Annotated in this window: 18 protein-coding genes; 16 read left to right on the top strand and 2 right to left on the bottom strand. The window is 35.7% G+C overall.

All coding sequences use genetic code 11. The features are described 5' to 3' along the window. Positions 1-197 precede the first annotated feature (197 nt). Positions 198-1,637, top strand: coding sequence for a C40 family peptidase (locus H8909_RS04860; protein WP_187012053.1), 1,440 nt, complete (start codon positions 198-200; stop codon positions 1,635-1,637). Positions 1,638-1,703: 66 nt separating this feature from the next. Further along, entirely contained in the window at positions 1,704-3,176 is a 1,473-nt protein-coding gene (locus tag H8909_RS04855; protein WP_187012052.1) for an NAD(P)H-hydrate dehydratase, read from the top strand. A gap of 14 nt (positions 3,177-3,190) precedes the next feature. Here the strand turns inward: H8909_RS04855 and pgeF are convergent, their stop codons facing one another. Further along, positions 3,191-3,952 (bottom strand): peptidoglycan editing factor PgeF, encoded by a 762-nt coding sequence (gene pgeF / locus H8909_RS04850; protein WP_187012051.1) that lies wholly within the window; start codon positions 3,950-3,952, stop codon positions 3,191-3,193. Continuing rightward, positions 3,949-5,589 (bottom strand): Rqc2 family fibronectin-binding protein, encoded by a 1,641-nt coding sequence (locus H8909_RS04845; RefSeq protein WP_187012050.1) that lies wholly within the window; start codon positions 5,587-5,589, stop codon positions 3,949-3,951. Before H8909_RS04845 ends, pgeF begins: the two co-directional genes overlap by 4 nt. A 91-nt stretch (positions 5,590-5,680) precedes the next feature. On the opposite strand from H8909_RS04845, the gene gmk reads away from it, so the two are divergent. The 14 genes from gmk to H8909_RS04775 all read left to right on the top strand — a co-directional run bounded on the left by gmk (position 5,681) and on the right by H8909_RS04775 (position 23,771). After that, positions 5,681-6,244, top strand: coding sequence for a guanylate kinase (gene gmk, locus H8909_RS04840; protein WP_022424679.1), 564 nt, complete (start codon positions 5,681-5,683; stop codon positions 6,242-6,244). Between the two features lie 37 nt (positions 6,245-6,281). Continuing rightward, a complete protein-coding gene (gene priA, locus H8909_RS04835) occupies positions 6,282-8,468 on the top strand; it encodes a replication restart helicase PriA (RefSeq protein WP_187012049.1) in 2,187 nt (728 codons plus the stop codon). After that, on the top strand, positions 8,425-9,714 hold the full coding sequence (gene rsmB, locus H8909_RS04830) for a 16S rRNA (cytosine(967)-C(5))-methyltransferase RsmB (protein ID WP_369409803.1): 1,290 nt from the start codon (positions 8,425-8,427) through the stop codon (positions 9,712-9,714). Before priA ends, rsmB begins: the two co-directional genes overlap by 44 nt. Then, complete coding sequence (rlmN, locus tag H8909_RS04825) at positions 9,714-10,742, top strand: dual-specificity RNA methyltransferase RlmN (RefSeq protein ID WP_117459345.1); 1,029 nt, start codon at positions 9,714-9,716, stop codon at positions 10,740-10,742. The genes rsmB and rlmN overlap by 1 nt, the downstream gene beginning before the upstream one ends. Position 10,743: 1 nt before the next feature. Beyond that, positions 10,744-11,472, top strand: coding sequence for a Stp1/IreP family PP2C-type Ser/Thr phosphatase (locus H8909_RS04820; RefSeq protein ID WP_158546344.1), 729 nt, complete (start codon positions 10,744-10,746; stop codon positions 11,470-11,472). A gap of 1 nt (position 11,473) precedes the next feature. Further along, positions 11,474-13,285, top strand: coding sequence for a Stk1 family PASTA domain-containing Ser/Thr kinase (gene pknB / locus H8909_RS04815; RefSeq protein ID WP_187012047.1), 1,812 nt, complete (start codon positions 11,474-11,476; stop codon positions 13,283-13,285). 13 nt (positions 13,286-13,298) lie between these two features. After that, positions 13,299-14,165, top strand: coding sequence for a ribosome small subunit-dependent GTPase A (gene rsgA, locus H8909_RS04810; protein ID WP_187012046.1), 867 nt, complete (start codon positions 13,299-13,301; stop codon positions 14,163-14,165). Further along, complete coding sequence (gene rpe, locus H8909_RS04805; RefSeq protein ID WP_117459341.1) at positions 14,158-14,802, top strand: ribulose-phosphate 3-epimerase; 645 nt, start codon at positions 14,158-14,160, stop codon at positions 14,800-14,802. The genes rsgA and rpe overlap by 8 nt, the downstream gene beginning before the upstream one ends. After that, positions 14,799-15,410, top strand: coding sequence for a thiamine diphosphokinase (locus tag H8909_RS04800; RefSeq protein WP_117459340.1), 612 nt, complete (start codon positions 14,799-14,801; stop codon positions 15,408-15,410). Before rpe ends, H8909_RS04800 begins: the two co-directional genes overlap by 4 nt. Beyond that, entirely contained in the window at positions 15,400-16,755 is a 1,356-nt protein-coding gene (locus tag H8909_RS04795) for an MATE family efflux transporter (RefSeq protein WP_187012045.1), read from the top strand. Before H8909_RS04800 ends, H8909_RS04795 begins: the two co-directional genes overlap by 11 nt. A 66-nt stretch (positions 16,756-16,821) precedes the next feature. Beyond that, the gene (locus tag H8909_RS04790; RefSeq protein ID WP_117459335.1) at positions 16,822-17,550 is read left to right on the top strand and encodes a GTP pyrophosphokinase; all 729 of its coding nucleotides are present in this window, start codon (positions 16,822-16,824) and stop codon (positions 17,548-17,550) included. A gap of 633 nt (positions 17,551-18,183) precedes the next feature. Beyond that, positions 18,184-19,566 carry a transglutaminase-like domain-containing protein gene (locus H8909_RS04785; RefSeq protein ID WP_187012044.1) on the top strand — a complete coding sequence of 461 codons (1,383 nt, stop codon included), beginning with the start codon at positions 18,184-18,186 and terminating at the stop codon, positions 19,564-19,566. A 650-nt stretch (positions 19,567-20,216) separates the two neighbouring features. Next, positions 20,217-23,270, top strand: a complete 3,054-nt coding sequence (locus H8909_RS04780; protein WP_187012043.1) for a VaFE repeat-containing surface-anchored protein — start codon at positions 20,217-20,219, stop codon at positions 23,268-23,270. A gap of 177 nt (positions 23,271-23,447) precedes the next feature. Next, positions 23,448-23,771 carry a YdcP family protein gene (locus tag H8909_RS04775; protein WP_055170582.1) on the top strand — a complete coding sequence of 108 codons (324 nt, stop codon included), beginning with the start codon at positions 23,448-23,450 and terminating at the stop codon, positions 23,769-23,771. Positions 23,772-23,957: the final 186 nt, after the last annotated feature.

The following is a 23,957-nucleotide window of genomic DNA, read 5'->3' as shown; positions in this document are numbered from 1 at the left end:
TAAAAAATCACCAAGAAAATATATGCTAAAGACCAAAAAGTCATTATTTTTATTAATTATTAATAAAATCTTAAACGTAAAAACACTGATATATACTATAAAAAATATAAAATCTTAAAAATATCTTAAGAAAATGGTGGACACATATATGGCATAGTGTTATAATCGCAATTGTCGAAAAGAAAAGGAGAATAACTATGACTCAAAATGCCCCCGTAACTCTTCATGCAATTGTAGATAGAATTAAAACTCAGAAAACAATATTATTACCTGCATTCGCAATCTCTGCATTTGCGCTAGTAGGTTATGCAGCGGCTGACCGTCAGGCACCTGTTATTCGTTCAAATAAGATTGTTGTTCCTTATGGAACATACTTAAATGCTTCAGACTTTGAAATCACAGATAACCGTGATAATTTAGATATCATGGATGTTTCTATTAAGTCAGGAACATATGAAGCAAAACAGTTAGGTACTTATCGTGTTACAGTGACTGTTACTGATACATTCCAGAATACAACTGATAAAGAAGTTGAAGTACAGGTTATTGATAATGAAGCTCCTGCTATTGCTTCACGTACTGAAGGTGGATACATTATTGATGTAGAAGCCAATGGTTCTAATAACTTATTAGATTACGTGAAAGCAACAGATAATGTGGATGGTGATGTCAGTGAATTCATCACTTTCGAAGGTGGTATTGACACAACTGTAATCGGGGAACAGAAGGTTGTGGCTCATGTAGAAGATAACGCCGGCAATGTGGCTGAAAAAACATTATCATTTAATATTAAGGATTCTGTTGCACCAACATTAACTCAAAAAACACAGTCTTTTGATGTAAACTATGGTGATACATTTAATCCTGCAGATTATTTTGATGTATCTGATAACTTTGATCCTTCACCAGTATTAACTGTTAAAGGTGATATTGATACAAAGAAATTAAACAGTGAACAGAAAGCAACAATCATTGCGACTGATAACAGTGGCAATGAAACTAAACAGGAATGTACATTTAATATTAAGGATATCAGAGGTCCTGAAATTAAATTGAATACAAATAAAGTATCTATTACTGAAGGCACTTCAGTAAACTGGAATTCTTTACTTGTATCTGCTATTGATAATTTAGATGGTGATGTTACTAAGACTGTAGGTATTAGTGGGAATGTTGATGTAAACAATGAAGGTAACTATACAGCTACTTATACTGCAACAGATAAGACTGGTAATACAACTGTAGTGAATATACCAGTAGAAGTTAAATCTAGAAATGCAGCTCTTATTCAGACTGCTTTAGGTAAGATTGGATGTCGTTATAGAATGGGTGCTGTAGGACCTAATGTCTTTGACTGTTCAAGCTTTACTAGATGGGTATATAGACAAAATGGACGTTCTTTAAGTGGTACAGCTGCTGTACAGTTCAATAGTACTCAAAGAGTAGATAGAAACGCATTAAAACCTGGTGATCTTGTATTCTTCAAGAACACATACAAGAAAGGTATCTCTCACGTAGGTATTTATCTAGGTGGAGGCAGATTCGTACATGCTGCCAATGAAAAGAAGGGTGTTATCACATCCTCTCTAGGTGAATCTTATTATGCTGCGCATTATGCAGGTGGAGGAAGAGTATAATCTTTAAGGAAATCGATTTCGATTTCCTTTTTTTATGGTAGAATAATTAAGAAGGGAGTGTTATATATGTATATAGGAACACAGGATTTATTAAAACAATATGATGCTTATTTATTAGAACATGGATATCAAATAGAAGAACTTGTTAATCTTGCAAGTGATGCATTACTCAATCATTTCACAAAATATAATAGATTTGCGATTCTTATTGGACCAGGTAATAATGGGGCAGATGGTTATTCTTTAGGATTAAAACTAGAAAAACTAGGAAAGCATGTTATTTATTATTATAGTGGAGATATAGGAAAGGTATCACAGGCCAATCGTTATTATCGTGATCAATGTAAAGAGAATCATTTGATCTATGTAGATGAAGACAATATTAATACAATTAATTGGAATGATTATGATTGTATTGTCGATGGGTTATTTGGATTTGGCTTAAATAGTGCACCTAGAGGAATGTATAAAATTATTATAGAATCAATTATGAATAATTATAATGGAACTATTGGCGCAATTGATATTCCTACAGGACTTGATTGTAATACAGGTAAAGCCTACGATGGTGCTTTAAAAGCTGACTTTACAGTCACCTTAACTGCTTTAAAACAAGGATTCTTAGATCCTCGTTCATTAGAATATACAGGTAAAGTCATTCTAGAAACTTTAGCTGTTAAGGATTGTTTTAAAGAAGCAGGGTTATTTGAATATGTAGGAGAGGACTACGCAAAGGAACATTTAAGAAAACGAGTTTATAATGGATATAAGAATATTTATGGTGTAGATGGCTTAATTGTAGGGAGTGATCAATATACAGGTGCACCATTACTTGCCACTAAAGCAGCCTATTATACAGGTGCAGGTATAGTAAAGACTATTACTTCAGAAAAAGTCACATCTCTTTTACCTCTTTATATACCTGAAGCGATTCCTGTATTAAGACCACAGATCTTCCGTTATGATGATTTTGATGGCTATGATGCATTATTAGTAGGATGTGGATTAGGTCTAGAGGAAAGAGCTTTTAGAGCTGTAATAGATATTATGACTGCTTCTATCTGTCCGCTTGTAATTGATGCAGATGCACTTACAATTCTATCTAGAAATATGCACTTACTAGAAAAACAAGACCGTTCAGTGATTCTTACACCACATATTGGTGAATTCAAACGTTTATGTCATGTAGAAGACTATCCTGACTTGATGATTGCTGCACAGAGTTTTGCATCACAATATCATTGCATACTTGTCTTAAAAGGACCTCATACTATTGTGACTGATGGCAAGTCATCTTATCGTATTGCGTCTGGTAATAAAGCGATGGCAGTAGGTGGTATGGGTGATACACTTGCAGGTATTATTACTTCATTATTAGGACAGGGTTATGAAGCCTTAGAAGCGGCAATACTAGGTGTCTATATTCATGGGCGTGCAGGAGATGAAGTCGCAAAGCAGGCATATACAGTTATACCTGAAAAACTTATTGAAGAAATTCCTCATACAATGGCATTGCTTATTGGTGAAATAGAAAAATAGCTGGAATAATCCAGCTATTTTTTTAATCTGATAATAGAAATATTACGATTTTTAGTATGTGTCTTACGATAACTGAAGAATAAGTCATCATTCTCCATTGTACAATAAGGACTGACTTCAATATGTTCCTCTAATACACCACAATTTAATAATTGTTGCTTGATGAGTCCTTTTGAATTAAGAAGATAATGTGTCTCATCTTTTTTAGTATAGAAAGATGATGTATCAAAGCTCATCTTCTTTACACAATCAATAATATCATCCATGGCTTCAAAGTTTCGTGCTTCAATAGAAGGTCCTACATAAGCATATATAGTACTAGGGTTACATCCTTCATCTTCAATTAAGTGACGTGTCACCTTACCTACAATCTCAGTCACTGTTCCTTTCCATCCTGAATGAATAGCAGCTACTAAATGCTGGTTCTCACAATATAAGAGAACAGGACAGCAGTCTGCATGGAAAGTAAATAGAGTCAAGTCTGTATCTCTAGTATATAATGCATCAAAACCTAAATAAGCATCCTTCTGACTATAAATCCCCTTACCACCATCTTTTTTATTCACACTTAAATAATGTGTTGTATGACGCTGTAAAGGTGCGACCATATGATCAAGATCTGTACCAAGCATTTTAGCTAGTTCTTTACGGTTTTCTAGTACCTGCTTGTCATCTATTCCATTATAACTCATATTAAATAGCTTTCCATCAATATGAGCTGGTACAGTATAGCCTTCTACTATATCATTATTAAACTTCCAAGGTATTAATTTCATCTTGCATCCTCCACTTTCTCTAACTCATCATAGAAAGAATCATCAGGATCAATATAAATAGTCTTATAATGTCCTAAAAGAACTAAACCTGGCTTATTTGTATGAGGCTTCTTTAAGTTCTTTACTAAACAATAATTCACTGGAACACTTGAACTATATTTACCCTTAGAAAAATATGCTGCAATATTTGCGGCGAGTCTCATTGTATACTCATCCAAGTTTTCTGCATGCACAATAATATGGGAACCAGGCATATCCTTCACATGGAACCACATATCATTACGTGATGCCATTTTAAATGTTAGATAATCATTCTGCAAGTTATTCTTACCCACATAAATAATAATACCATCACGCGTACGATAAACATCATAATGAGGATGTGTTTTCTTCTTTAACTTCTTTACATTCTTCTTACGAATATAACCCATGTTTTCAAGTTCTTCCTTGATTTCCATGGCATCATAATAATCCGCGTTATCCATCAGGGTATTTAAAGTATCAAAGTAATTGATTTCTTCTTTTGTCTTTTCAATCTGTTCCTCTAGAACCTTTAAAGAATTCTTTGCCTTCTGATACTTATTATAATAATGATTCGCGTTTGTTTTGCCATCAAAACGCTCATCTAATTCAATTGTCATCTTTGTGCCATCATAATAATTATCTACAGTCACTTCTTTCATCCCTTTTTGAATAAGATGTAAAGAAGCATACAATAAATCACCCTTAATACGATATTCATCACTATTATGAGAATCAAATAAAGTCTTTTCTAGTTTATCTAACTTATTGACATTCTTTGTATATTCTTTCTGAATAAAATGAAGAATATCAGAAGTCTGCTGTTTAATACGATCCTTCTGATCAATAAATTGATAATATGCATCTAATCCATCAAAAAGTGAATACTGATCTATCTTCTTTCCAAAACAATGTAAAGGAATCACATGATACTTTTCTTTATCACCTCTAGTTATATAGAGTTCTTTACTCTCTTTGATTTCATTCATAATAGTTTTGAAATCTTCACCTTGTTCCATTCTTGAAGCTGCTTCTTCAGCTAAATCCTTAGAGAATCCTTCAAACTCTTTTACAAGATTTGTTGTTTCAGGTCTATTTTCAAAAGGATTCTTCTTATCAAGTAGAGGAGGGTAGCTATAAGTAATCCCTGGCTGCATAATACGTATACTATCACTTGGAGATACTCTCTTTAAACATTCTAGTATCTTATCCTCTTTGTTAGTAAGAATAAAGTTAGAATGCTTACCCATGATTTCTATATAGAGATGATATTCTACAAGATCCTTGAATTCATTTCTACCTCTTAAAGTAATCTTTAATATACGGTCAAGCCCTACCTGTTCAATACGCTCAATAAAAGAACCTTCAATATGTTTTCTTAAAAACATAGTGAGAGCGTTAGGAAAATCAGGTGTAGGATAATTCAATTGTGTTAACTGAACACGTGCATACATTGGATGAATAGAAACAAGAAGCTTCTTATTTTCATTCTGTGCACGAACAGTCATTAATAATTCATATTTCGATATCTGATATAATTTTGAAATACGTCCTGTCACGATTGTTTCTTTTAATAATTCTGTAACACGTGACAATACAATTCCATCAAATGCCATATTCATCACCCGACTTAGTATAACACATTTAAAAGTGTTTGACATCACTGTTTTATTCATGTAGGATTACTTAAAAAGGGGATGTAGATAAGTGAAAAGAGGCCTTCTAATTATCCTGAGTGGACCTAGCGGCGTAGGCAAAGGAACAGTCAGAGAACAACTATTTAAAGAAGAATCATTAAACCTTGCATATTCTATTTCAATGACTACACGTTATAAGAGACCTGGCGAAAAAGAAGGGATCGATTATTTCTTTGTAGACGTTGATACATTCAAGAAAAAGATTGAGCAGGGTGAATTACTAGAATACGCACAGTTTGTAGGTAATTATTATGGAACACCTAAAGCCTATGTAGATCAGCTACTAGACGAAGGTAAGAATGTTGTATTAGAGATTGAAGTACAGGGTGCACTTCAGGTTATGAAGAAAGTACCAGATGCTCTTACAATCTTCTTAGTACCACCTTCAATGGAAGAATTAGAAAAACGTATTCGTGGACGTAGAACAGAAGCTGAAGATGTTATTAAAGAACGTCTTGATAAAGCAAGAAGAGAAATTGCGACAAAAGATCAGTATAAGCATGTAGTGGTAAACGATGATGTTATGCGTGCGAAAGATGATATTGTCAAGATTATCGAGGAGAACATGAAGTAGCCATCTGGCTGCTTTTTCTTTTTTAGGAGGTGATTTTATGTTTAAAGTAGAAGTACTTATAGAACATCCTGTTCAGGCATTAGACCGTGGCTTTTCTTATTTATCTAAGAAACCTATTTTGACAGGAATACGTGTTCAAGTGCCTTTTAATCATCGACAGGTTGTTGGTTATGTATTATCTGTAGAAGAAGTTGATTTAACCCAAAAAGAATTAGAAGAAAGAGATGGCTTTAAGTATTCTTATATTTATTCAGTCATCGATGAAGCTCCTCTATTAAATAATGAACTCATTACACTTGCTCATCGTATGTCAAAGATGACTTTATGTCCTTTGATTGCCTGTTTCCAAGCTATGCTTCCTGGTACTTTAAAGCCATCTACTCATAAGATGGTTGGTATTAAAACAATTACATGTGTAAGAGTCATTAATACCGGAACACCTAAAACAACTAAACAACAGGAAGCATTCCGTCTATTAGTAGAAAAGGGAGAAATGTTTCTTAAGGATATCCCTTATTCAAGAAGTGTCATTACTTCTCTAGAAAAGCAGGGTCTTGTTGAAGTATATAATAAAGAAGTACAGCGTGATCCTTATGCAGGTAATAACTTAAAGATTAATAATAAGATTACTTTAACCCCACTTCAAACAAGTGTTGTAGAAGGTGTATTAGAAACATCTCAAATGATTTCACTTATTCATGGTGTGACTGGTTCAGGTAAAACAGAAGTCTATATTGCCTTAACTAAAAAGATGTTAGAAGAAAATAAGACAGTATTAATGCTTGTACCTGAAATATCTCTTACACCAATGATGGAACGTGTCTTTAAAGAACGTTTTCATGATGAAGTTGCGATTATCCATTCACGTTTATCTCAAGGTGAAAAGTATGATGAATATCGTCGTATAAAAAAAGGTGAAGCCCGTATTGTAGTGGGGGCTCGTTCTGCAATCTTTGCGCCGGTAGAAAATCTTGGTCTTATTATTATGGATGAAGAACATGATATGAGTTATAAGCAGGATAATACACCACGCTATCATACATTATCTATTGCGAAGATGCGTGCAGAAAAAAATCATGCAAAGATTGTCTTGGGGAGTGCGACACCTTCAGTAGAAACATATGCCCGTGCTAAAAAGGGAATATATAGCCTATTTGAGATGAAACAAAGAATTAATGGTAAACCTCTCCCTTATTGTGAGGTTGTAGATATGGGCAATGAGTCCCGTCAGGGGAACTATTCACTTATGTCTAGAAGAATGAAACAGAGATTACAAGAAACATTGGATAAAAAAGAACAAGCAATGATTCTCTTAAATAAGAGAGGTTATGCATCTTTTATTAAATGTGAATCATGTAATGAACCAATACGCTGTCCTCATTGTGATGTCACACTTACTTATCATAAAGCTGAAAATAGACTCAAATGTCATTTATGTGAATATTTTATTCCTACACCTCGTACTTGTCCAAACTGTGGAAGTACGCACCTTAAAAAGATTGGTTATGGAACACAGAAAATAGAAGAAGAATTAGAAAAACAGTATCCTGAAGCAAATATCATTCGCTTTGACTTTGATACAACACGAAATAAGAATACTCATTTAAAACTCTTAAAAGATTTTGAAGAACATAAAGCAGATATTATGCTAGGTACACAGATGATTGCGAAAGGACTTGATTTCTCCAATGTTACATTTGTAGGTGTACTCATGGCTGATTTATCTTTAATGGTACCTGACTTTAGAGCCTCTGAACGTACATTCCAGTTACTTTGTCAGGTGGCAGGAAGAAGCGGTCGAGGAGAAAAACAAGGTACAGTTATGATCCAGACATTCAATCCAGAACATTATGCAATTAAAGCAGCAGTCAAGCAGGATTATGATGCTTTCTTTAAAGAAGAGATAGCATTTAGAAAGAAAGCCAAATATCCACCATATTGTCATTTAGTCTCTGTTATAGTACAATCACGTACACCTAAGAATGTTCATTCTATTGCTTTAGATATCAGTCAATACTTAAGGGATCATCTAGAAAAGGTTCGTATCATTGGACCACAGTCTACCTTTAAGATGCAGGATATCTATCGTGAAAGAATTCTTATTAAATATATAGAATCTAAGCCCATCTATGAACAATTAAGTATCATTGATGATTATTATAACCGTACAAGAAAAGGAGGTGTTATTGTGGCATGCGACTTTAACCCGTATTCCACATATTAATATGAAAGAAAGAAATACAGCATTAGATATACTTATTGATTATGAAAAGAATGAAAGCTATTTAAATATTACTTTAAACCATACTCTTACAAAAGACTTCTCACCATCAGAAAGAGGACTTATTACAACATTGGTCTATGGAACTATTCAGAATCGTTTATATTTAGAATATCAATTAGAACCACATATCCATACACGTTTAAAAGTAGTAGAAAGAATGCTTCTATTAATGAGTCTCTACCAGCATTTCTATCTAGATACACCAGATTATGCAATTGTCAATGAAGCAGTAGATATTATTAAGGAAAGAAGAAATAAAAGAGCAGGAGGCATGATTAATGCGATTCTCCATAGCTGTTTTAATGAAACAAGATCTTTAGATGATTTAGATCATGATGAACGTTTATCTATTTCTACAAGTCATCCATTGTGGCTAGTTAAGATGTTGAATGCTCAATATGGCATTGAAACAACAGAAAAGATTCTTCATGCAGATAATGAAGTGCCTTTAAAAAGTGGTCGTGTGAATACTTATAAGATAACACGTGAGGAATTCTTAAAGAAATATCCAGAATTCACTCCAGGTTATTTATCACCGGATAGTGTCTTATTAAAGGAAGGCAATATAGCTCATACAGAAGCTTTTAAAGAAGGCTTAGTGACGATTCAGGATGAATCATCACAGATGGTTGCGCGTCTACTTAATCCAAATGAAGATGATCTTGTCTTAGATATGTGTGGTGCCCCTGGATCTAAAACAACTCACCTTGGCACTTTGATGAATAATAAAGGCACCCTGGATGTCTATGACCTTTATCCTCATAAAGCAAAGCTTATTAAAGACAATGCTCAAAGACTTGGATTGACTAATATTCATGTGCATACAGGAGACAGTACAGACCTCTCAATATTTAATAAACAGTATACAAAAATACTTCTAGATGGACCTTGTTCAGGGCTCGGTGTACTCTCTAGAAAGCCTGAAATAAAGTACCATGACTCTAGTGCAATGGATGAAATCATTCCTATTCAAGCAAAATTACTAGAAAATGCATATTCTTTATGTATAAAAGGTGGTAATATAGTGTATAGTACGTGCACTATAAATAAAAAAGAAAACGAAAAACAGATTGAAAAATTCATAAAGAAGCATCCCGATATGTATGTGGTAGAAGAACGTACTATACTTCCATATGAATATCATAGTGATGGCTTTTATATGTGTCTGTTAGAAAAGGATGTATGATGAAATCAATTTATGACTTAACACTCGAACAATTAAAAGAAGAACTAAAAGCACTTGGACAAAAACCATTCCGTGCAAAGCAGATCTATGAATGGATTTATGTAAAGAATGTCTATGATTTTCATCAGATGACAAATCTTTCTAAAGAACTTCAAGAAACACTTTCTAATCATTTCAGTGATGCACTTTTAACTATTAAAGAAAAACAGGTTGCTCGTGATGGAACAACTAAATATCTTCTAGAATTAGAAGATGGAGGACTCATTGAAACAGTATTAATGATTCAGACTTATGGTCGTTCATTATGTGTTACAAGCCAGTTAGGCTGTAATATGGGCTGTTCATTTTGTGCATCTGGATTATTAAAGAAACAGCGTAACTTAACAAGTGGTGAAATTGTGAAACAGGTCTTGACTGTTATGAATGATTTAAAGGAAAGAGTGACTCATGTAGTTGTGATGGGTACAGGTGAACCATTTGATAACTATGATGAAGTAATGAACTTCATTTATACAGTCAATGAACCTCATGGTCTAGCGATTGGTGCAAGACACCTTACTATTTCTACATGTGGTTTAATTCCTGGAATTGAACGTTTCTCTCATGAACCAATCCAGGTTAACTTAGCTATTAGCTTACATGCACCTAATGATGAAATTCGTAATGAACTCATGCCAATCAACAAACGTTACAATATGGATGACTTAAGAGATGCCATCAAGACATATATTGAACGTACAAACCGCCGTGTTACTCTTGAATATATTTTATTGAAGGATGTCAATGATGATATCAAATATGCGCGTCAGTTAGCCCATTATCTTCGTGGATTAAATGTTTATGTGAACTTGATTCCTTATAACCCTGTTGATGAACATGGCTATAAGCAGTCTTTAGGTCATACAATTACTGCATTCAAGGATGAACTTATTCGTTTACATATTAATTGTACATTAAGAAAAGAACATGGCCGTGATATTGATGGTGCATGTGGACAGTTACGTGCAAAAAGAGAGAAAGGGGCATAATATGGTTATCTCCGCGATGACTGATATCGGAACAAAAAGATCAGTCAATCAAGATAGAGCAGTTTATAAAATCAAAGATCATGAAATCGTTGGTGTATTATGTGATGGAATGGGTGGTCATCTTGCAGGTGATGTTGCAAGTACTCTTGTAAGTAATTATATTATTGAACATTTCTTTGATCATTCACCTTTTATTGATGATGAATCTATTCATGCCTGGATCTCTTCTTTATTATTAACTGCAAATGATTTATTAAATAAAGAAAGTGATATGCATAGAGAATATGCTGGTATGGGTACGACAATTGTCATCTGTTATATGGATGGAAAGAATACCTATATTTCTCATGTAGGAGATAGTAGAGCTTATTTATATAGTGATACTTTAAAACAAATCACGACAGATGATACTTTTGTGAATGAGTTACTTAAAAGAGGTATAATTAATCAAGAAGAAGCCTCTCATCATCCTAAAAGAAATGTATTAGTGCAGGCAATTGGTATTAAAGAAGCTTTACGTATTTCTTTTTATAAGATTGAAGAAGATTATCGTGCAATATTGCTCTGTTCAGATGGATTATATAATTCACTCTCATCTCAACAGATTGAAGATATCTTAAAAGAAGATGAATCAGTCAATCATAAAACAGAAAGACTCATTCAATCAGCCAATGAATTTGGTGGATTAGATAATATTGGTGTTTTACTAATTGAGAAGGGAGAATCATAAGATGAGTGAAAAAGGACGTATTCTTGCTGACCGTTATGAATTAAAAGAATTAATTGGCCAAGGCGGTATGGCAGATGTCTATCTTGCATATGATGATATATTAAAAAGAGAAGTGGCTGTAAAAATACTTCGTTCTTCCTTGACGGGAGATCCTATTTATATTACGCGTTTCCATCGTGAAGCACGTGCAGCAGCTGCATTATGTCATCGTAATATTGTAGAAATCTATGATGTAGGTGAAGAAGATGATCTTTACTATATTGTCATGGAATATGTACGTGGTCAGACTTTAAAAGAATTAATTAATAAGCGTGGTGCACTTCATTATGTAGAAGCGGTAGACATTATGAAGCAGGTTGTATCAGCCACTGCACTTGCCCATTCTATGGGTATTGTTCATCGTGACTTAAAGCCTCAGAATATTCTTGTCACTGATTCTGGTATAGTAAAGATTGCGGATTTTGGGATTGCCTCTATCCAGTCTTTATCACAGGTGACTCAGACAGATACAATCATGGGGTCACTTCATTATCTTGCACCAGAAATCGCAAGAGGTGAAAAAGCGACACCACAAAGTGATATTTATGCATTAGGTGTTGTATTTTATGAATTATTAAGAGGAGATGTTCCTTTTAATGGAGAATCTCCAGTCAATATCGCTTTGAAACATATGCGTGATGAAATACCATCAGTACGTGAGTATAATCCAGCGATTCCTCAGTCAGTAGAAAATATTATTATTAAAGCGACTGCAAAGAATACAAACAATCGTTATCAGTGTGCTGACGATATGTTAGATGATTTAGAAACTTGCTTAGAACGTTTAGATGAACCTAAATTAAGCTTTGATCAAGTGAATAATGATCCAACAATCATTGCGACTGATTCTCAGTTCTTTACTAAAACAGCACCTTTAGATCTTGAAGAAACAAAAACAGAAATAGAAGAAATTGAACCAGAAGAAGAAAAGATAAAAGAGCCAATGGATAAGAAAAAAAGAATTGCGATAGGTGTGGCTATTGGGGCAGTTATCGTATGTCTTGCGATTGTAGCAGGATTCTTCTTATTTGGTGGTAATCAAGATGGTACAATGATGGATCTAGTTGGTAAGACTGAAAAAGAAGCCAAAGCCTTATTAATTGATAAAGGTTATAAGGTATCTGATGATGTTGATTATGAACTCAGTGATAAGTATGAAAAAGGACTTGTTATTGCGACAGATCCTGAAGCAGGACATACTATCAATGAAGGAGATACAGTAACATTTACTATCTCTAAGGGTAAATATATTGTCATGAAGGACTATACAGGTACCTCTTACAGTTCAGCTTATAATGAATTAACAAAGCTTGGCTATAAGGTTAGAAAGTATGAAAAGTCTGATGATGATTATAAAGAAGGTGTTGTTATTGGACAGTCTATTTCTGAAGGTGAAAAACAGGATCCTAATGAAAAAGGCAAAATCATTACTTTAACAGTATCTAAAGGTGTCAGCATTACTGTTCCATCATTATATGGTCAGGATATCAATGCGGCGAAATCTACATTAGAAAGTCAGGGCTTTACTAATGTGAAACTATCTGTATTACCATCACCTACTGATACTGCAACAATTAACTCAATGTCTATTAATACAGTTGTAAAACAGTCAGTTGCACCATATACTCAGGTAAATAGTAAAAGGACTGAGATTATCTTATATTATTATGATAAGAAACCTGCTACTACACCACAAACACCAACACAACCTGACTTACCAGAAAATGACGATGATGATGAAACAACAACAACACCTACAACACCTGGACAATAAGATAGGAGACTATATGCCTAAAGGTCAGATTATAAAAGTCCTTGCAGGATTCTACTATGTCGATACAGGCGAGAAGGTTGTCAGCTGCAGGGCACGTGGTAAATTTAGAAATAGAGGTCAGAAGCCTCTCGTAGGAGACTTCTGTACCTTTCAGGAAGAAAAAGATGGTTCTGGTTATATCCTTACACTAGAAAAAAGATATAACCAATTAGAAAGACCTCCTATCTGTAATGTAGATCAGGCACTTCTTGTATTCTCTATTGCCCAGCCAGATTTTGATCAGATGCTTCTAGATCAATTTCTCGCGATGGTTGAATATGAGAAGATTAAACCAATCATCATTATCACAAAGATAGATCTTAATAGAGAACTTATTCCTGTAATAAAAAAGAAGTACAATGCCTACGATCTTTACTTTGTATCAAGTAAAGAAAATGAAGGCATCGAAGAGATTAAACCAATCCTTAAAAACCGTGTAACAGTCGTTACAGGGCAGAGTGGGGTAGGTAAATCAAGTCTTCTCAACGCCTTAAACATTGAACTTAATATTGAAACAAATGAAATTTCTCAAGCATTAGGAAGAGGAAAACATACTACAAGACATGTTGAACTTATTCCTATGTATGGTGGCTATATTGCAGATACTCCAGGTTTTTCATCATTAGAACTTAAAATGGATCCTGTAGAACTTGCAGTCACTTATCATGATTTTAGAGAACTGTCACATCATTGTAAGTTTAGAGGATGTCTTCATGATAGTGAACCACATTGTGCTGTTAAAGAAGCAGTAGAAGCAGGAGAAATTGATGAAACAAGATATGTTGATTACCTGCAGTTATTAAAGCAGGTTAAAGAAAGGAAAGATAAACGATATGGTTAAAATTGCACCTTCAGTATTATCCGCAGATTTTGCGCATCTTAAAGAAGATATTGATACAATCTATGATGGAGGAAAATCATGGATTCATTATGATGTTATGGATGGACACTTTGTCCCTAATATTTCATTTGGTTACAGCATTCTTAGTAACTTACGTGCTGTGACTGATTTATTCATTGATGTACATTTAATGATCACTGATCCAGGTCAGTACTTAGATGAATTCATCAATGCAGGTGCAGACCTCATTACATTCCATATTGAAGCTGTATCAAGTGTGCAGGAAGCACGTGTACTTATTCAACGTATTCATGATGCAGGATGTCTTGCATCAATCTCTATTAAACCAGGTACTGATGTAGAAGCAATCAAACCATTCTTAGATGATTTAGATATGGTTCTTGTCATGAGTGTTGAACCAGGATTTGGTGGGCAGTCATTCAATCCTGCAGCTTTAGATAAGATTACTGAACTTAAAGAAATCAGAAATGGTAGACGCTACCTCATTGAAGTAGATGGTGGTATCAATGAGAATACAGCCAACCTATGCCGTGGGGCTGGGGCAGATGTTCTAGTGGCTGGAAGCTATGTCTTCAAAGCAGAAAATAGACAGGAAGCTATTGACTCACTCAAATGAAAATAGGCTTATATGCAAGCATGAATAATGGGGATGTCTTTAATAAAGACATCCCTTATATTGCAGTTGATGGTGGTTTAGAACATCTACATCGTCAATCAATTAAACCATTATGTGCTATTGGAGACTTTGATTCTTTACAACATAAAGAATACTTAGAAGGATTAGAAGTACTTACTTTTCCTACTCATAAGGATGAAACAGATACAGAACTTGCCATTAGTGAAGCACTCAATAGAGGTTATGATGAAATAGACCTTTATGGTGTTATTGGTGGTCGTATTGATCATTTTTTAGGTGTACTTATCTATCTCAAACAACATCCAGATATTAAAATCACTTTATATGATGATATAAATAGAATATACCTCTTGCCCAAAGGTAAGCATCAAATAGATTGCAGGGAATATAAGTATTTCTCATGCTTTACTGAAAAGACTTGTACTCTCACATTAAAGAATTGTGATTATCCCCTTGATGGTTATATATTAGAACCACATGATCCACTATGTATCTCTAATCAATGTCATGGTATTCTAACAATTGAAAATAGTGAAGATTTAATATTCATTGAATCACAAAGAATAGGAGGTACATATGGAGAATAAGGATTTTCTTGCGACTGAACCAGTAGGTAAATTACTCAGACAACTCGCCTTACCAACAGTCATTGCGCAATTAATCAACATGCTTTACAACATTGTAGACCGTATGTTTATAGGTCATATTCCTCAAACGGGTGCTCTTGCCTTAACAGGTGTTGGTGTCTGTATGCCGTTAATTATGATTGTGACAGCCTTTGCCTCTTTGGTTGGTAATGGTGGTGCACCACGTGCGTCTATTTATATGGGTCAGGGTAATAATAATTATGCTGAAAAGATATTAGGTAATTGTTTTATTACGCAGATTATCGTTTCTATCGTACTTACACTTATTCTATTCTTTGGAAATCGTACCTTCTTACTTGCTTTTGGTGCAAGCAGTAATACAATTACCTATGCCGTGGACTATATGAATATCTATGCAATGGGGACACTATTTGTCCAATTAACATTGGGAATGAATATGTTTATTACAGCCCAGGGATTTGCGAAAAACGGAATGATTTCAGTTGTCATTGGCGCCTTATGTAATGTTATCTTAGATCCTATTCTTATCTTTGGATTCAATTTAGGTGTCAAAGGAGCGGCTCTTGCGACAATCATCTCACAGGGATGCTCATGTCTCTATGTTCTTCGCTTCTTATTTGGCAAAAAGACAAAACTTAAAATAAAAAAGAAAAATTTATCTTTAGATAACTCTATCATCTTACCTTGTCTCGCTTTAGGTTTTTCTACTTTTGTGATGCAATCAAGTGAGAGTGTCATCCAGGTCTGCTTCAATTCTTCTTTATTAAAATATGGTGGAGATATAGCAGTAGGGGCAATGACTATATTGACTAGTGTTATGCAGTTTGCGATGCTTCCTTTACAGGGATTAGGACAGGGGGCACAGCCTATTATCAGTTACAACTATGGGGCTAAGAATAAAGAACGTGTTCAAAAGACATTTAAGTTATTACTAAAAGTTAGTCTAGTATTCTCAATATGTATCTGGCTTCTTATTCAGATTTTCCCACAGATGTTTGTAGGACTCTTTACAAATGCACAAGAACTCTCACTCTTTACCACAAAAGCACTTAGAATCTATATGGCAGTCGTAGGACTCTTTGGAATACAGATTGCCTGTCAGATGACATTTGTGGCTTTAGGCAATGCGAAAGCATCAGTTATTGTGGCAGTTACTAGAAAATTTATTCTTTTAATTCCACTTATTTATATAATGCCAGCATTACTTGTAGATAAGACAACAGCTGTTTATTTGGCTGAACCGGTGGCAGATATTCTTGCAATCACATTTACAGTATTATTGTTTAGAAAACAATTTACTAAAGCACTTGAACAAATGAACTGAGGTTTCTCAGTTCTTTTTTTTATAGAAATATATTATAATGAAATAGACTGAAAGAAGGATGAATGTATGAGAAATCTAGAAGATATAAAAAGAAGTGGATTTAAAATCATTGAACAAAAAAGAGAAGAATTTATGAAACAGAGTATTCTTTCTGATGAGTTCTTAGATTTATTAGATAAAAACAAAAAGCCATTTGATTTATTGATGTCCTATTATCGTTGTGCGGTAATGGAGATAGAAACAAAATTCAGAGTATTAGATCAGGAATATTCTTTAGAATATGATGGTAATCCTATTGAAAGCATCAAGTCCCGTATTAAATCATATGATAGTATTGCGAGAAAAGTAAGACGCAAGAATATTCCAATGACTATAGAATCATTAGAAGAAAATATAAGAGATATTGCAGGAGTCAGAGTTGTTTGTTCATTTCCTGAAGACATATATGAACTTGCAGATAGCTTCTTAAGACAGGATGATATTACTTTGATTGAAATGAAGGATTATATTAAAAATCCTAAACCTAGTGGTTATCGTAGTTTACACTTAATTGTGCAGGTACCAATCTTCTTGCAGAAGACAAAGAAGTATGTTTATGTAGAAGTACAGCTTCGTACTATTGCGATGGATTTCTGGGCAAGCTTGGAACATAAATTACGCTATAAGAAGAATATTCCTGAAGACGAAGCAAAGCTTATTGCTCAGGAACTTTATGACTGTTCAGTAGAAAGTGCTAAACTAGATGAACGTATGCAGAAGATACGTTCAATGATGAATAAAGGAGAATCTGAATAGATTCTTTTTTTGTTGGAGGAAATGAAACTTTAATATGTGGTAAACATGGCATTTTATTTTGCTTTTATTGTCAAACAGTATTATATATAATCAAAAATAAGGTAATAGATACTACGCAATTATATGATAATAACCATTCAGTGGTCTTGTTGAATTATCAACCTATCATGTGCACTAAACATCGCAACAAGGCAATAGATGATGTTTCTGCAGGATATCATTGGAGAACGAGAAAATGTATTATAAAATACAGCGAGTTTTTTTCATACATGCTATAATTTTACTATATTTTGAAAAAAAGATTGCAGATGAGTTTTTTGAAATATATAAAAGAAGTTCGAAAACAAAGCTTATGAGTCAGACGGATTTTGCGAAAGCATTATGTGTATCATACTCAATTGTCGGTAGGTGAGGAATAGGATTATTCTGCTTTGTGCATGATATTGATTTTAGTGACTTCAAGAATAAATTATGGATTGAAAGTGATTTGGGGATTACTTAGCAGCCAGCAATATCACTCATGCAAATATGGAGGCAGTTTTTACATTGACAGATATGCCATTCAAGTCGGCGTGGTTCATTGGTTTTGATAACGAATAATAATATAAATTAGTTTGTGTGGAGGTATAACTCATGTATCAGGATTTATCTTTTATGAATGTTCCGCTTCCAGAGGACGTTCTGAAATTAAAAATTTATGGTGATTATGCTGGAACCCAGAAAATGATTCGTTATTTTCTGGAAGAAAAGGATATTCCACAGGCGCTTAGAAAACGTCTGGAAATCGAACAGGAAGTCATTGGTGTTATGGGTGGTAATGAGTATCCTTTTACTTATGATGAAGCATTGGAGATTATGACGAGTCATCTTCGTGATTTCAAAAAAGAAGAGTTAGATCATCTGAAAGAAATCAGTGCAGCAGATTGGATTTATATTGATGGTGAGGTACATTTCCAACGTCGATTCTATGAAAATCTAATTAAGACTCGTCCAGATTACGCAAAGCGTGTCATTACAGAAAATCCAGAGGATGAAAAGCAAAATCATATAAATCAGAATCTACTTAATGATAATATACATTATATGAAAGAACATGGAGGAAGAACTGTACACACTCGTATACGTTCAACAATAAAAGCTAAGAAAGAATTCGAAGAGGTAGGACGCAAGGTTCGTGTACATCTTCCAATTCCAAAGGTATACGAACAGGTTTCTAATGTAGAAATTCATGCATCTAATCCAGAGATTACATATGTAGCACCTTTTGATGCACCACAGAGAACAGTATATTTTGAGACTGAACTGAAAGAAAATCAGGAGTTTATGGTTGACTATTCATTTGATTATCATGTGAATTATGTAGAGTTAGATCCTGCCAAGGTATCTGAAGAACAGCCAGATTTCTGTCTGGAAGAGCAGACACCGCATATTGTATTCACTCCTTACTTAAGAGAACTAAGAGATGAGCTTGCAGGAGATGAGACAAATCCAATTATTTTGGCGCGTCGATTCTATGATTTTGTGACAACAAAAGTTATGTATTCTTTCATGAGAGAGTATTTTACAATTGAATGTATTCCAGAATACTGTGCAATTAATCTGAAAGGTGATTGTGGTGTTCAGGCATTACTGTTTATCACACTTTGCCGCATGTCTGGAATTCCAGCACGCTGGCAGTCAGGTTTGTATGTGACGAAGTATTATACAGGATGCCATGATTGGGCACAGTTCTATGTAGCACCGTATGGATGGGTATTTGCAGACCCTTCCTTTGGTGGAAGTGCATGGCGTGAAGGAGACAAAGTACGTTGGAACTATTACTTTGGTAATCTCGACATTTTCCGTATGCCAGCTAACTCTGAAATCCAAAAAGAATTCATGCCGGAGAAAAAATGGCTTCGCATCGATCCGATTGATAATCAGAGAGGAGAATTTGAGTACGAGGATCATGGTCTTCGTTTCTCCCAGCTGGATGTATCACAGGAACTGATTTCTATGGAAGATATTGAAAAATAAGCAGATAATATAAAACCAGTGATTGGATTAATAACGGCTTCGGGGAGCAATAATGCCTCTTGAAGCCGTTATTGTGTACTACGACTTAATACTCTGTATTTGAAATCGTAGCTTATAGGATGCCTGTACATGTATTTAAAAATTTTCTATATGTATTATATCGTATCTTACTCCGCTTTTTCTCAATCAAATGCATTATCGGATTTCAGCCTTCACCGTCTATATTTATATTGAGGCGGGGAATTGCCATATCTTTAGATAAAATATCAGAAATAGACGCCTTTGCAAGTGGACTTGCAAGGCTTTTATTTTTATCATTTTACATAGCTCGTAGCCTTCACAAAATCTTCATGAAATAATTAGCACACACCTCTTGTTATTGTGACGTTGGTTTTGTCTAGTTTCATATAGTCCCGTAACGCCCTAGTTACAAGGGTTTCACGGATTTTGAAAATTTGTAGCTGTTCATCAAAAATCGTCATTTTTCAGAAATTTGGTGTCAAAATTGGCGTCAGATAGCACACCAGAGAGAAAAATTAAATATTTTATAGACTATGGAACGTACACTTTTGGCGTTCCTTTTCTATTTCCAGTCGTTCAGAAATGGACGGCTTTTTTCATACCCAAAATCGAAAGGAGAAAGAGAAAATATGAATAAGCTAGTAAAGCGATTGCTAACAGGAACGCTTGCTTTTGCAACCATTCTCACGGCATTACCAGTGACGGCGGTTCATGCTTCCGGCAATCAATACTGGACAGAATCAGCAGAACGTGTCGGCTACATTGAACATGTTATGAATGATGGTTCTATCAAATCTACATTCAATGAGGGACACATGAAAGTTGAGGGCGAAACTGCCTACTGCGTGGATATCAATACCAGTTTTAAGAATGGATATAAAACACGTTCTGACGCAAGCTCCCGTATGAGTAGCGATCAGATTGCGGACGTTGCTCTTTCCTTAGAGTACGTCAAGCAATATACCGCTTCTCATACGAACTTGAATTACAAACAGGGATACTTGCTGGAACAGTGTGTTGTCTGGCAGAGGTTGAGTGAACAGCTCGGCTGGCAGTGCGATAACGTCAGAGCTTCCTATAATGAAATCTCACAGGCAGTACAGAATGAAGTTTACGCTGGTGCGAAAGCATTTGTGAAAGCAAATAAGGGACGCTATGAATGTGGCGGTTACATTTATACTGGCGAAGGACAGGACATCGGACAGTTCTGGGCAAAGTTAAATGTAGGAAATGCAAAGGTCAAAAAGACTTCTTCCAATCCCACGGTCACAGATGACAACGCCAACTATTCCTTTGAGGGTGCGACATTTGGTGTCTATTCTGATAAGGGCTGTAACAGCCAGCTTGCCACACTTACTGCCGATGGAAACGGCGATACCAAAGAAGTTGAGGTAAAAGCAGGAACAATTTACATCAAAGAGCTTTCTGCTCCAAAGGGTTATAAGCTGGATTCTATTGTCCATGCCTTAAATGTGGAAGTTGGAAAAACAGCTACATTGACTGTTACTGACACTCCAAAGGTCACAGAGACTTTGATTGATTTATTCAAAATTGACATGGAAACAGGAAAATCTACTCCACAGGGAACTGCTTCTTTAGAGGGTGCAGAGTTCACATGGAGCTATTATGACGGATACTACAATGCAGATAATCTACCTGCAAAAGCTACCCGTACATGGACAACCAAAACCGTTGCCGAAAAAGACAGTGACGGAACTATCCGTTATGTATCCAGACTTGCCGACAGCTACAAAGTATCCGGCGACAGCTTCTATACACAGGACGGTAAAAATGTACTGCCACTTGGTACACTCACTGTCACAGAAACAAAAGCACCAAACGGCTACTTATTAGATGGTGCATATATGCAGGCTGACGGAAATTCCGAACAAATTAAGGGAACATACCTTACACAGATTTCCGAAGATGGCGAACTTGCCGTACTTTCTGGAAGCAATCAGTATTCCGTATCCGACAAAGTTATCCGTGGCGGTGTAAAAATCCAGAAACGTGACCTTGAAACAAAGGATACCAAAGCACAGGGAAGTGCGACCTTACAGTACACAGAGTTCAATATCATTTCTTTAAATGACAGTCCTGTACTGGTTGAGGGAAAATTATACAACAAGAATGAAACCGTCAAGAAGATTCAGACAGGAATTGACGGAATCGCTTCTACTTCTGCTGACCTGCTCCCTTACGGAAATTACAGATTAGAAGAAAGCAAAGCACCAGAGGGCTATTTGACAGACGGTGCAAAGGCAATCGACTTTTCTATCACAGAAGATGGAAAAATCGTGGACTTGACCGACAAATCCCACTCTGTCTACAACCAGATTAAGCGTGGCGATATTGAGGGTGTAAAAATCGGTGCAGGTACACATAAACGTCTTGCAGGTGTTCCATTCAGAATCACAAGCAAGACAACGGGAGAATCCCACATTGTAGTTACTGACAAAAACGGTCAGTTCTCCACTGCTTCAAGCTGGGCTTCCCACAAGGTCAATACCAATGCCGGAAAATCCAGTGAGAACGGTGTATGGTTCGGTACATCTGAACCAGACGACAGCAAAGGTGCATTACTCTATGATACCTATGTGATTGAGGAATTAAAGTGTGATTCCAACGCCGGATTTAAGCTGATTCCAGCCTTTGAGGTGGTCGTATCCAGAAATAAAGTGACCGTAGATTTAGGGACACTGACTGATGAATACGAAAAAGAAATCACAATCCATACCACAGCGACCGACAAGAAAACAGGCGAAAAAATGATTGTTGCCGGAAAGGACATCAAGATCGTGGACAAAGTCACACTTGATGGCTTGGAAGCTGGAACAAAATATAAACTTTCCGGCTGGCAGATGTTAAAGGAAGAAAACGCCGAACTTCTGATTGACGGGAAACGTGTAGACAGTAATTATACTTTCACTGCTGACAGTGAAAAAATGACGGTTGAGATTACTTACAGTTTTGACGGTTCAGCTCTTGGTGGTCAGAACCTTGTTACTTTTGAGGAATTGTACGATATAAGCAATCCGAAAGAGCCTGTCAAGGTTGCCGAACATAAAGACATCAACGATGATGGACAGACTGTTCTTATCACAGAACGTATCATCAAAATCCTAACGACCGCTACGGACAAGAACGGCAAGAAAGAAATCGAAGCCGGAAAAGATGTAACGATTGTGGATAAAGTTACATTAGATGGGCTGGAAGTTGGAACAAAATACAAACTTTCCGGCTGGCAGATGTTAAAAGAGGAAAATGCCGAACTTCTGATTGATGGAAAGAAAGTATCCAATGATTATGAGTTCACAGCCGACAGCGAAAAAATGACGGTTGAGATTGCCTTTACCTTTGATAGTTCTTCTCTTGGTGGCAAGAGCCTTGTCACATTTGAAGAATTATACGATATGACCAATCCAGACGAACCAAAGAAAGTGACGGAACATAAGGACATCACAGACGATGGACAGACTGTGACAATCAAGGAAGTGCCGGAAGTCCCAGATACACCAAAGGATACCGACACGCCGGATACACCATCTACGGTTACTAAGACAAGTGACAGTCCAAAAACAGGCGACAATACCAATATCTATGCTTATCTTGCCATGCTCGGTCTTTCCTGCGTAGGGCTTGGCGGTATGCTTTACTTCAAACGCCGTAGAAAGAAATCATAAGGCGGTAATGTAGCGGTTGGTAGAGCGTTCAAGGTCGCCACCCTTTTTGTAACTTCACGCTCTCGTGAAGCTCTGATTTACGGGAGCGTGAAATCCACTAGGGGCGTGGGGAGTGTAGCTCCCCACAAAGTACAGCAGGAAAGAAACTAAAACAGAAAGAAAAGAGGTCAATTATTTATGGAATTAAGATTTGTCGTACCAAACATGGAAAAGACATTCGGAAACTTGGAGTTTGCCGGAGAAAATACTACGGAACAGCAGAGAATCAATGGGCGTATGGCTGTCATTAACAGGAGCTACAACCTGTATTCCGATGTACAGAGAGCAGATGATGTTGTCGTTGTGCTTCCTGCCAAAGCTGGCGAAAAACATTTCTCGCCGGAGCAGAAAGTAAAACTTATCAACCCACGAATCACTACCGATGGTTATAAAATCGGGGAACGTGGATTTGTCAATTATATCCTGCTTGCAGACGATATGTTACCAGCAGAAAGTAAATAAGGGGGTATTCAGATTATGAGATTAGCAAATGGAATCGTCATTGATAAAGAAAAGACTTTTGGAGTGTTGTTAAACCGCAAACTCTACCCATCTGATAACTGCAAATTATATTACCCTATATAATAATGTATTCTTATAGCGACCGCAGTTTATTTCAATCAATAAATCATAGATAAAGAAAAGATG

It is taken from the genome of Catenibacterium faecis (assembly GCF_014306455.1).
GTDB lineage: Bacteria > Bacillota_I > Bacilli_A > Erysipelotrichales > Coprobacillaceae > Catenibacterium > Catenibacterium mitsuoka_A.
Note: the sequence above shows the minus strand (reverse complement) of the source record. Positions and strands in the feature narration are given on the sequence as shown.